Source organism: Paenibacillus ihuae (assembly GCF_001368795.1).
In the GTDB taxonomy this organism is placed as follows: Bacteria; Bacillota; Bacilli; order Paenibacillales; family Paenibacillaceae; genus Paenibacillus_AQ; species Paenibacillus_AQ ihuae.
Genome location: NZ_LN831206.1, coordinates 14,685 through 26,359, shown reverse-complemented (window position 1 = coordinate 26,359; position 11,675 = coordinate 14,685). Strand labels below are relative to the sequence as shown.

The 11,675-nt window shown below is 52.0% G+C and carries 12 protein-coding genes; 7 read left to right on the top strand and 5 right to left on the bottom strand.

The features are described 5' to 3' along the window. The 5 genes from AQR02_RS29605 to AQR02_RS29585 form a co-directional block, all read right to left on the bottom strand. Window positions 1-1,383: glycoside hydrolase family 36 N-terminal domain-containing protein (locus AQR02_RS29605; RefSeq protein WP_187388838.1), on the bottom strand; the 1,383-nt coding region annotated here is incomplete at its 3' end. 130 nt (window positions 1,384-1,513) lie between these two features. Next, the gene (locus AQR02_RS29600; RefSeq protein WP_054943898.1) at window positions 1,514-4,042 is read right to left on the bottom strand and encodes an ABC transporter permease; all 2,529 of its coding nucleotides are present in this window, start codon (window positions 4,040-4,042) and stop codon (window positions 1,514-1,516) included. Continuing rightward, entirely contained in the window at window positions 4,039-4,740 is a 702-nt protein-coding gene (locus tag AQR02_RS29595; protein ID WP_054943897.1) for an ABC transporter ATP-binding protein, read from the bottom strand. The genes AQR02_RS29600 and AQR02_RS29595 overlap by 4 nt, the downstream gene beginning before the upstream one ends. Before the next feature lie 91 nt (window positions 4,741-4,831). Beyond that, complete coding sequence (locus AQR02_RS29590) at window positions 4,832-5,866, bottom strand: sensor histidine kinase (protein WP_054943896.1); 1,035 nt, start codon at window positions 5,864-5,866, stop codon at window positions 4,832-4,834. Further along, window positions 5,863-6,549, bottom strand: a complete 687-nt coding sequence (locus tag AQR02_RS29585; protein ID WP_054943895.1) for a response regulator transcription factor — start codon at window positions 6,547-6,549, stop codon at window positions 5,863-5,865. Before AQR02_RS29585 ends, AQR02_RS29590 begins: the two co-directional genes overlap by 4 nt. A 258-nt stretch (window positions 6,550-6,807) precedes the next feature. Here AQR02_RS29585 and AQR02_RS29580 point away from each other — a divergent pair, with 258 nt between their 5' ends. The 7 genes from AQR02_RS29580 to AQR02_RS29550 form a co-directional block, all read left to right on the top strand. Continuing rightward, a complete protein-coding gene (locus AQR02_RS29580; RefSeq protein WP_054943894.1) occupies window positions 6,808-7,110 on the top strand; it encodes a LiaF transmembrane domain-containing protein in 303 nt (100 codons plus the stop codon). A 47-nt stretch (window positions 7,111-7,157) separates the two neighbouring features. Beyond that, complete coding sequence (locus AQR02_RS29575) at window positions 7,158-7,835, top strand: PspA/IM30 family protein (protein WP_054943893.1); 678 nt, start codon at window positions 7,158-7,160, stop codon at window positions 7,833-7,835. A gap of 4 nt (window positions 7,836-7,839) precedes the next feature. Next, window positions 7,840-8,322: a PspC domain-containing protein gene (locus AQR02_RS29570; RefSeq protein ID WP_054943892.1), complete on the top strand. Its 483-nt coding sequence runs from the start codon at window positions 7,840-7,842 to the stop codon at window positions 8,320-8,322. Between the two features lie 3 nt (window positions 8,323-8,325). After that, window positions 8,326-9,033 (top strand): PspA/IM30 family protein, encoded by a 708-nt coding sequence (locus AQR02_RS29565; RefSeq protein ID WP_054943891.1) that lies wholly within the window; start codon window positions 8,326-8,328, stop codon window positions 9,031-9,033. Window positions 9,034-9,308: 275 nt separating this feature from the next. Next, window positions 9,309-9,956: a cell wall-active antibiotics response protein LiaF gene (gene liaF, locus AQR02_RS29560; protein WP_054943890.1), complete on the top strand. Its 648-nt coding sequence runs from the start codon at window positions 9,309-9,311 to the stop codon at window positions 9,954-9,956. 59 nt (window positions 9,957-10,015) lie between these two features. Beyond that, the gene (locus AQR02_RS29555; protein WP_054943940.1) at window positions 10,016-11,029 is read left to right on the top strand and encodes a sensor histidine kinase; all 1,014 of its coding nucleotides are present in this window, start codon (window positions 10,016-10,018) and stop codon (window positions 11,027-11,029) included. 15 nt (window positions 11,030-11,044) lie between these two features. After that, window positions 11,045-11,675 (top strand): response regulator (locus tag AQR02_RS29550; protein ID WP_054943889.1); only part of this gene is annotated, 631 nt, incomplete at its 3' end.

The window sequence follows — 11,675 nt, the reverse complement described above, 5'->3', positions numbered from 1 at the left end:
ATCGATGATATAGTCGCAGACTTCAACGCGGGACAGATCCAGGATCAGCTGATTGCGGCTCTCGCTGCGCCGTTTGTCCGGCACATGCAGGCACCAGTCCGGATGGGCGCGGTACAGCTCGCTGTCCTGCGAGACCATTTCCGGCTCGAACCAGAGCCCGAACTGCATGCCGAGCCGTTTCACCCGTTCGGCCAGATCGGACAGGCCCAGCGGCAGCTTGCGCTTATCGACGAACCAGTCTCCGAGTGAAGTGGTGTCGTCGTCACGATGCCCAAACCAGCCGTCGTCGAGTACGAACAGCTCGATGCCGAGAGCCTGTCCGGCGCGGGCGATGTCTTCGATTTTATCAGCGTCGAAGCCGAAATACGTGGCTTCCCAGTTGTTGATCAGTACCGGACGCGGTTCGTCGCGGAACAGTCCGCGCACAAGCCGCTGACGGTACAGCCGGTGGTACGTCCGGGACATGCCGCCGATTCCCTGGTCGGAATAGACGAGCACCGCTTCCGGCGTCTGGAAGCTGTCACCAGGCTCAAGCAGCCACTGGAAGCCGAACGGATTGATCCCCATGGTGACACGGGTAGATCCGTACTGGTCCACCTCCGCTTCGGCAAGGAAGTTGCCGCTGTACACCAGATTGAAGCCGTAGGCTTCACCGCTGTTCTCCCCGGTATTCGGGGAGAGCAGGGCGAGGAACGGATTCTGCTGGTGGCTGCTCGCCCCCCGCTTGCTGTCAATACCCTGCCGGCCGGTGTGCAGCGGAGCACGGACAACATGCCGTTCCCGGGCCCACGAGCCGGAGAGGTGCAGCAGCTCATAATTGGCATGCGGGAAATCCAGCGAAGCGGATAGAGCGCGTTCCAGCTTAAGCGGCTGCTTGCCGGTATTGATCAGGCGTGCTGAGCGGATGATCGCATCATACCCTGTCATAACAGAATAGGACAATTCTGCCCGCAGTCCCGCACCGGCGTCTTCAAGTATCAGTACCAGCGTTTCAGCTTCTTCATCGCTTTCCGCATAAACCGCCGGCAGGCCTTCAAGCGGGGCTTTTCCTTTTACAATACTATGGGATACATACGTCAGCTCTGTTACGGATGTGCCGTTTGACAGCCCGGCTACATAGGCCGGTTCCCGGAAATCACCTGAGCCATAACCCGGGTATTCTTGAGGAAGCGTATCCAATGAGAACTCCCATTCTCCGGGAAAAACGCTGCTGCTGAATCCTCTGCCTCGGGGCTCGAAGAGATCGGAGACAGCGGAGCTGCGGATTTTTTTGCCCCAGTACAGATGTGTCGGGTAGGCACCGCGGACAATGTTGAATACATAACTGGTATTTTCGGTTTGCAGATGGAAAATCTGCTGCTCTGGAGCATAGTGAATAGACAAGGAAACAACCTCCTATAGCTGCTTGCGGAATGTGAAGATTCAGCCTCATTATAAGTCTGTTCACTCCGCAAGCGTATGGAGAAAAGCAGAATCAATATGGAGAAATGTCGTTTATTTGGCAGGAATAAAGCTATTCCGTTTGCCGCAGCCGTTCAACAATGCTGGCCTTGCTCAGCATCCTGTAGGAGCTTAATGTTACTGTATAAGCAATAGCAGCAAGAACCGGAACGACCAGGATAAACGGCAGCCAGCTCATGCGAAAGACGGTAAAGGCCATGCCCTCCGCGATGCTTTTGGAGATGCTGTAGGTCAGAAAAACACCCAAAGTGGAGGTAATGGCTGTGGTTAGGAGCACATTGTACAGCCCTTCATAGATCAACATTTTTTTCAGCTGCCGCTTGGTCATCCCGATGCTCTCCAGCAGGGCGAACTCATTCCGCCGTGTAATGACCCCCGTAACAACCGTATTGATGTAATTAAGGATTCCGATCAGTGCAATGACGAAGCTCAGCCCGTAGCCGACGATCTGAAAAATACGGATAAACCCGCTCAGCTCCTGCCTGTAATCCTCCCTTGATTTGTACACCAGCTCATCGCTTGAAGCGGCAAGAGACTTGGCGGTCTGTGAAGCACTGTCCAGCTTGGCCGGGTCAATATGCAGCGTTGCCGACAGCGCCATCGGCGGATCACTGCCCTCAGGCAGCTCCCTTGTCAACTCAGAGGAAGGAAAGAATGCACTATAGCCATACACTGGGAAAGCTTGCGTGGTAGCAGCATACAGAGCATCGTAGTTCAATACAGCCATGACCTCATAGCTTTTGCCAAGCTCCTTATACTCAATATGGTCACCTGGATGGTAGTAGGAGATGTTATTGTCATCCGGCATGATGACTTCCGTCACCAGCACATAGTCTCCGGAGGCGAATTTCTGCGGATCAAAATGGCCTTCGACGACATCCTTCTGCACCAGGTTATACCAGCCGTCATCAATGCCATATAGCTTAAGGTAAATGAGTTGTTGCTTCAGAACGTCAGGCAGGGCAAGATCAGACGGGTAAGTCAATGCTAGTGGCTCCAGTATTGACCGTATGGTGTCATCCATATGATAAAGCTCGCTGGTAAAATAGACCTTCTCCACGCTCTTGACTCCGTCGATCCCCGCTAACTTCCTGCTGAACGCTTCCGACAGCTTATAGGGATCACCCGGACGCTCGCCAAATGACTGCATGACCGCTTGATTGCGGATAACCACATCCCCGGATATAAATGAACTTAGGTATTTATTCACATCCAGCGAAGAGATGACGGTAAAAATAATGCTGAACAGAATCATGCTTAAGGAGAGCGAGGTCAGCATGAGACAGAGCTTCTTTTTATTGCGGAACAGGTTAGTAAAAGCCATGCTGTAGAGCTTGCCTCCGCGTTTCGAACGTTTCTTCTTCCGGCGCTTTGCGCTGACGCCTGAGAACCTGACCGCTTCCACCGGCGCAATCCGCGCAGCCATCCGTCCCGGCTTACTGGCAGCTATCCATACCGTCACATAGGCGAAAAAAGCCGCGCCGATAAAAATCCACGGGCTGGCCGAATAGGCAGCTTCCATGGGTTCACTTGAGAACGTGTTCAGCAGCGGAGTCAACAGCCGTCCGATTCCGTAACCGGCAGCGAGGCCGAAGGGCAAACCGAGCAGGTACAGCAGCTGTGACTGGATCGTAATGATCCGCCTCAGCTGCTTCGGTGTCGTCCCGATCGCTTTTAGCAGGCCGTAAAATTTAACATCGCGCACGACGGATATGTAAAAGATATTATAAATCAGCAAATATCCGCTAAGCATAATAATGAGGATGACCGCCAAATAGGGAACGAAATCGAGGAGGTTTTCAGAGAAGGATGAGGCTGTGTACCCCCAGTTGATCCCGATCGGCACATCCACACCTGTATCCGCGAGCACTTTGTCCAGTTTCTTTTCGATATCAAAGGCATTCTTGAACATTACGCTCAGCTCTGAGGTGTTCACATAGGAACCGCTGGCTATGGATTTTGCCGGATCGATTCCGGACAGATTCTTTTGTACCCAGGCTTCCGAGACAAAGGTCAGTCCTGCGAGCGCCAGATGTTTATCCGCCTCATAATAGCCCGAAACGATAAAATTCTGCTGAATCACACGCTCCCCCGTATCAATGTCCAGCTGAACCTGCTGCCCCAGCGCATGGCGGATACCGAGTTTATCCATAACCCATGTGTTCAGCACAACCTCGTTCTCAGCAGCAGGCAGGCTGCCTTCTATAAAGGAAATAAAACCATGCTTGGCGTAGGCTTCATCAATCCGTTTAACCTCCACCGGGCTGTCCCGGAAGACCTCATTCCGCAAGTTCCCAGCATTTAGCGAAACGCTGTATTCCTGAATGGAGGGATGTTTCTTTAATGTTTCTATCTGTTCAGGAGTAACCCGTTTGAAGCCTCCGTGAAAATCAGTGCCGACGGTCTTCATCCGGGTCAGCTCCGTCGATTTATTCAGGCTCAGGACCATCGTGAAAATAGAGGTGATAAGTAGTGTCGTCAGAGTAACAGCACAGATCACAGCCAGATTGCGCAGCGGATTAGCCCGCAGGCTTTGGAGGGAGAGGCGGGTGATAATCTTGCGGTTGTTCGTGGTGATCATAACTGGGGGGCTCCGCTTGCGGCCGGGCTGCCGGATACAATCCGCCCGTCTTCAATCCGGATAATGCGGTCGGCGGTCTGGGCAATGCTCTCGTTGTGGGTAATCATGACAATGGTCTGATTAAATTTCTCGCTCATCTGCTTCAGCAGAATCATGACCTCCTGGCTGGTTTTGCTGTCGAGATTGCCAGTAGGCTCGTCCGCCAGAATGATTGATGGCTTGGTAGCCAACGCTCTGGCAATCGCGACACGCTGCTGCTGGCCGCCGGACAGGTTCGCAGGCAGATTGTGGATTTTTTCCTGCAGACCCAGGGCCCGGATTACCTCATCCAGATATTCCTGATCGATTCTGCCGCCGTCAAGCTCTATGGGAAGCAGGATATTCTCGAGCACATTCAGGACCGGTACGAGATTGTAGCTCTGAAAAACGAATCCGACCGACCGGCGTCTGAATATCGTCAGCTTCTCATCGCTCATGGCAAAAATATCGTTCCCGCCTACGATAACTTTGCCTGCAGTAGCCCGGTCCAGACCGCCCAGCATGTGCAGTAGGGTGCTTTTTCCGCTGCCGCTGGTGCCGACAATCGCCAGGAATTCGCCTTGCTCAACGGATAGTGAGATATCGTCCAGCGCCTTTACCGTGGTTTGTGGATCTTTTCCATAATATTTCTTCAGATGCTCGATGCTTAAAATAGGCATAGCTGATTCCCCTCCATCATCCTTGAATGCTTCCTAAGATATCAGACAAATCTAACCGGGCAGTGTCTGAAATCTGACGGTATTGACACAATTAGAGCTGAGGGAGGAAGATGGAGAGCTTGGTTCCTTGGCCGGGCTCAGATGCCGCCGTAATAAAACCTCCCTGGATGCTGATGATCTTCCGCGTTAAATACAGACCGATTCCGATGCCTTCATATTCTCTGGCGCCCTGTCCCCGGTAAAAACGTTTGAAAATATGCTCAAGCTCATCCTTCGCAATCCCTATCCCTGTATCGGAAATATCAATCCGCGTAAACATTTCATTACTCTCGGCTACAATCCGGATGCTGCCGCCCGTATTCGTATATTTCACCGCATTCTCCAGCATGTTGAACAGCGCCTCACTGGTCCACTTATGATCATGACGGGCAGCCGTACCGGGATCGCATTCAATTTGGATGCCGATTTCTTTATTTTCCGTGCGTGTATAGATGTGTGATAAGGCACTGGTAATCGTCGCAATGACGGGTTTAACCTCACTCTGCAGGGTGATCATGCCCGTTTCCAGCCGGGATAATTTGATCAGCGAGGTGATCAACCATTCCAGCTTGTCCGACTGAGCCTCGATCTGATCCAGCAGTAGCCGGGTATCCCCGTCCAGGTCCGGTGTTTCGGCAAGCAGCTGGCTATAGAGCAGGATATTGGAGAGGGGTGTTTTGGTCTGATGGGAGATATCCGAGATCAGCTCTTTGATGGTGTTCTTTTCAGTCTCCAGATGCTGCTCATTCGCTTTGTTGATCTCAATGTAACGTAATAATTTATGCTCAAGGGAAGAGAGGCTTGTCTCGTCAAAATGGGTCAGCTTCGCCCGTCCGTGAATCGCCCGGTCCACCATTTCATCCAAAGCATTCATGAAGCCGGCAACCTGCCGCCGCTGTATCCAGCTCCACAAAGCGCCTGCGAATAGTATAGAAAACACGAAGAGGACGGTAAGGTTAAGGAATACATGATTTACTCCGTTCAGATAGGTGGCCGTTCCAGTGTAACCCAATACCAGCAGCAGAAAGATTACGGGGAAAATAAGGCTAACACGTTTAGAGGGCCGGAACTTCTTGCCGCTCTTCATGGGTTTGGCCTTTCCGCCCACATATACCCCAGGCCGTAGACTGTTTTTATGTATTTTGGCTCCGCAGGTTTATCCTCAATCTTGGCCCGCAACCGTTTGATGGCTACCGTCAGTGCATTCTCATCCACAAACTCCGCGTCCTGCGACCAGATTTTATCAATTAACTGCTCTCTATTTAAAATGATGCCGGGGTTGGAGACCAGAAGGTTCAGCAGCTTGATCTCCGTTTTGCTCAGGGTCAATTGCTCCTTGTGCTTATAGAATTCCAGTTTTCCGAAGTCTAGACTCAAGGGGCCGATCGTTATTTTGTCCTCCGGCTGCGGGGCGGCTCTTTTGAGAACAGCCATCACCCGGGCCCGCAGAATCATCAGGCTGAACGGTTTGGTGATATAATCGTCCCCCCCCAGGGCAAACCCGGTGACAATATCCGGCTCCATGTCGTTGGCAGTCAGGAAAATAACCGGTACCTCTGAGGTTCTCCGGATCTTTTCGCAGTAATCCAGGCCGCTTCCGTCAGGGAGATTAATATCCAGCAGAATCAGATCTACCGGGGTCGAGGTGAATATTTGCTCGGCCATAGCCAGCGTATAGGCTTGTTCAATGTTCAGGCCGCTCTGGGCAAGTGATAGAGCGATTCCTTTGTTCAGGCTCCGGTCATCCTCGACAATTAATAGTGTCTTCAATGGAACTGCTCCTTTGTTCTGCCGTATCAATTCAGCAGCTATATTAAGGAATACCTGCAACAATTATACACAGTTTGGAGCTTTAAAGTCTCTGATCGGCGGCAAAGGGGCTTGTTTCATCCTTCAGCAGCCTGCAGTCCTAACTCTGCCCCGTCTAAGGTCCAGTTCATAAAACCGTCCACGGTCTGTTTTGAAAGTCTGCGGATTACCCTAGAATAAGGCTATAAGGTTAAGGTCAACGAAAGGCGGTGAGAAAAAATGCAAAATAGAAAAGGTAACGGACTTGCCATTGTCCTGATTGTGATCGGAGCGGTTATGCTGCTCGGAGTGCTGCCCCAACTGATTCACGGAATCTTCGGAATCCTGTTTCCAGTCCTGCTGGTGGCTCTCGGGTACTACGGAATTAAAAGCGGACGCAAGATTATCGGCTGGGTAGTGCTGTTCATCGGTGTCATGGCTTTGATCTCGAAGCTGTCCTGGATTATTGGACCGCTGCTCGGGGTTGCACTGGTTGTCTGGGGCATCTCGGTACTGAAAGGCAGAAGAGGCAGAACATACTAAGCTTTAGAAGATTACTTAATTAAGAAGCAGGGAGGGAGCAGGAAATCATGAGTGTTTTTCGCCGCATGAGGGATATTACGGTAGCTAATCTAAATGAACGTCTGGAACAAAGCCAGGACCCCGTGAAGCTGATCGATCAATTCTTACATTCAACCCGTGAGGAGATCACTGAAGCCGAAAGGTTGTACCAGCAATACGCTTCCCACACGAAGCAATTGCAGCAGCAGGTGAATCAGGCTACGGCCATGAGAAATAAACGTGAAGAGCAGGCGCTGCTGGCACTGAAGGCCGGAGAGGATAATCTGGCGAAGATGGCTTTGCAGGAGAAGATTATTCACGAGGAAAAGCTGGAGCAGTACAGCGGGCTGCTGGAACAGAGCCAAGGATCGCTGTATGAGCTGGAAAGTCAGCTGAATGAACTGAAGGTCGAATATCAGACGGTGTATAACAAACGCCAGTATTATGCAGCGCGGATGGAGTCACTAAGGCTTCAGCAGCGCATGAACCAGAGAGCAACAGCCTACGGCAATGGCAGTGACGTTCCCAAAATGTTCGGCCGGCTCGAAGACCGCATGAACGATTGGGAGCTGGAAGCGAAGAGTCTCCGTGACCTGCGCCGTATGGGACAGGAATACGCGGTGCAGGCCGGTGAAACGGTGGCAACGGTGCTGGAAAGAGAAATGGCCCGGCTGAAGGAGAAGCTTAACAATGGCGGAAAGGAGTAGTTCTATGACCCGATTGTATCGTTCAACCCGTGACAAGGTGATGACAGGGCTGGCTGGAGGATTGTCCGAGACTCTCGGTATTGACTCTACCCTGTTCCGGATTCTGCTGCTGGTCAGCATTCCGTTTACCGGAGGCACGACAATTCTGGTATATCTCATCGCAGCAATGGTTATCCCGAAGGAGCCTACACAGTACAATCCGTTCGGACCTGGACCGGGAGCACCCGGCGGCCCATACGGCGGACCGTTCACTGGCGGCCCCGGATATGGACGCGGACCGCAAGGCCCGCAAGGACAGGGAGGATATGGCGGACACGGCGGACAGCCCGGCTATAACCCCGGGTATGATAAAGCCAATGCCAATGCTTACTCGGCTCAAGACTCCGGTCTGGATGCCATGATGAAGGATATTGAGAAGAAGGCACTGCAAAAAGAAGTAGAAGAACTGAAACAAAAACTTGCTAAATACGAGAAGGGAGAAGTGTAAATCATGGGAGTATTTCAACGGATTAAAGATATGACAAAGGCGTCGGTAAACGACTTGCTGGATAAAGTAGAGGACCCAATCGTAATGCTGAACCAATATCTGCGCGATATGGAGGCTGAAATTCACGAAGCTGAGGTAACAGTTGCCAAGCAAATGGCTAACGAACGCCGCATGAAACAGCGTGTTGAGGAAGCAGCTAAAATGTCCGGACAGCGTGCAGCCCAGGCTGAACTTGCGCTGAAGAACGGACAGGAGGAAGTTACCCGCAAGCTGCTGGAAGAAAAGATCTACTTCGACCAGAAGCAAGTGGAATACGGCGATCTTCACGCTCAGGCAGAAGTGCAGGCCAAAGAACTGGTACAGCAGCTGCATGAAATGAAGGATGAGTTCTATAAGCTGCGCAACAAACGCAATGAGCTGGTATCCCGCGCCCAAATGGCCAAGGCCAAAAAGCAAATGTCACAGATCAGCAGCGTTCATTCTATTGAGAGCGGCAGCGCATCCCTCGGCTTCCACCGTATGGAAGAAAAAATTATGCAGCTTGAAGCAGAAGCAGATGTTATGCGTGCCCCTTACAGCCCGTCGGCTGGTGTGTACACCAAACCGGTTGACGCCGAAAAACAGCTGAAAGTGGAAGAACAGCTTGCAGCACTGAAGAGCAAATTGAACCCGACAGCTGGAACACCATCTTTAGACAAAAAAGAAGACTAATGCCTGTTCCTAAAAACTAGGCAGATATGATATGCTGAACAAGGTAAAGCCATACGGTATGGATCTCCATACCGGTATGGCTTTTATAGCGGGATGCGGTAAACAGACTTTATACTATAGCAACAATTAAATTAGGCTAAAGAAGCTGATTCTCCGCGGAATAGGTGGAGATTCCCTTTTTATATAGGATAGGCATAGACCGGTTTTGCTCCGCAAAACTTAAGACTATGCTTACGAAGTTAGTTTTGCTCCGCAAAACTTTTAGGAGGTGCGAAATGGATAAACGGAACCGTTTGATTGCCATTGGACTTATTGGTGTGGGCTGCTTGATGATTTTTGGCAAATGGATCGGATTTTTCTCCGTTGTCGCGCTTCTGTTCCTGCTGCTGGGGATCTACCGGACGACGTCGGGCAAGGTCAAGCAGGGCTATAAGCTGCTCGGAATCGGCGCAGTGCTGCTGCTGCTGGATCATTTGCTGCTGGTGCTGGGCATCTGCCTGATCTCGCTCGGGATGTTTTTTGTGAAATCCAAACGGCTGCAGCGCGGAAAAGGGTTCATGCAGAAGCAGAGCTTCTCATCTCGGTTTGACTGGGACCTGTCACCTTGGGTAATGCGCAGTCTGAGCGCGTGGCATGTGCTTGGGGAGGCTGATGTGGATCTTTCGCTGGCGATGGCCGAGGATAAGGAGACAGTCATGCTGTTTCAGGGTGTATTCGGCGACATGGACCTTCATCTGACCGAGGATTATGGTGTGGAGATTGAAGCGTTTGTGCTGTTCGGATCGATTGAATTCGGCAGCCACCGCGACACGGGGATGATGAACAGGCTGAACTGGAGATCGGCCAACTATGATACCAGTGAGCATAAGGTAAAGTTCAATATCTCCTATTTGATGGGCGACCTGGATGTGCGGTTATCCTGACAGCCTGACATTTGATTAGAGAGGGAGGACTCCTTAGCGTGGATAAAAAGAGCAGTAATATGATGACGCGCAGCATGGGTGAGGGAGCTTTATTCTCCTTTGTCATGCTGCTGGTTATCCTGTACATTATGTATACATATGGTTATTTGCAGCCTTTTGAGAACTGGGAAATCGGGATCAGGACAGCTGTGACGCTGACTCTGCTGCCGGTGGCCTTCGGGCTTGGGTTCGGCTTCTATCAGAGCTTCCGGATCAAGCGCCGGCTGGAGCTGCTGCGGGGGACTCTGGTGGCGTGGGAAAAAGGTAATCTTACCCCGGCGATGCCGGAGCTCGGCAGTGATGAGCTGGGCAGACTCGGGGAGCAGCTCGGCCGGATCAGCGGCAAGTGGGAGAATCAGGTCAATACGCTGCAGCGCCTGTCAACCAATAATGCCAAGCTGGCCGAGCAGGCACGGGTAACGGCGATTATGGAGGAGCGGCAGCGGCTTGCACGGGAGCTGCATGATGCCGTGTCCCAGCAGCTGTTCGCCATTTCCATGACGGCGACGGCTGTAGGAAGAACGCTGGAGAAGGATTTTGATAAGGCACAGCGGCAAATTGCGCTGATTGAAGAGATGTCTGCAGTAGCCCAGTCGGAGATGCGGGCACTGCTGCTGCACCTGCGTCCTGTGTACCTGGAGGGCAAAGGGCTGGAACAGGGGCTGCAGGAGCTGATCAAAGAGCTGAGGATCAAGGTTCCGATGGAGATTATTTTCGAGATGGATCCGGATGTGCATTTGCTGAAAGGCATTGAGAACCATCTGTTCCGCATCGTACAGGAAGCGATCTCGAACACATTACGCCATGCCAAGGCGGAGAAAATGGAGATCCGGCTGCACCGCCGGGGCGATACTGTCCGGCTGACGCTGCGCGATGACGGCATCGGGTTCGAGATGGACGAGAGTAAACAGACCTCCTACGGGTTATCGAATATGCAGGAGCGGATTACGGAAACCGGAGGCTCGATCCAATTCATTACGGCGCCAGGCAAAGGCATGCGCATTGAAATTACCGTACCGTTAGTCAATGAATAGGAGGCAGGGGAAGCCATGGAGACGGAAGATATTAAAGTATTGCTGGTAGATGATCATGAGATGGTGCGGATCGGACTTGCCGCAGTGCTTGGCACCGAAGACGGAATTGAAGTGGTCGGCGAAGCCGGGAGCGGTGAAGAAGGCATCCGACTGGCACAGGAGTATAATCCGGATGTTGTGCTGATGGACCTGGTCATGGAAGGCATGGACGGTATTGAGACGACTAAACGGCTGCTGAAGCTATATCCGGATTGCAAGGTCATTGTGCTGACCAGTTATCTGGATGATGAGAAGATGTATCCTGTGATTGAAGCCGGAGCATTCAGCTATCTGCTCAAAACCTCGCGGGCCAGTGAAGTCGCGGATGCCATCCGCGCTGCGGCCCGGGGACAGTCGGTGCTGGAGTCCCAGGTGGCCTCCAAAATGATGAACCGCTTCCGCGACAATGCCAAAGGCGAGGTTCCGGCCTACAAGGAGCTTACCGAACGTGAGATGGAAGTGCTGAAGCTGCTGGCCCAGGGCAAATCCAACCAGGACATTGCCGATCAGCTGATTATCGGAATTAAGACCGTGAAATTCCACGTCACGAACATCCTCGCCAAGCTGGGTGTGGAAGACCGGACCCAGGCAGCCATTTATGCATATA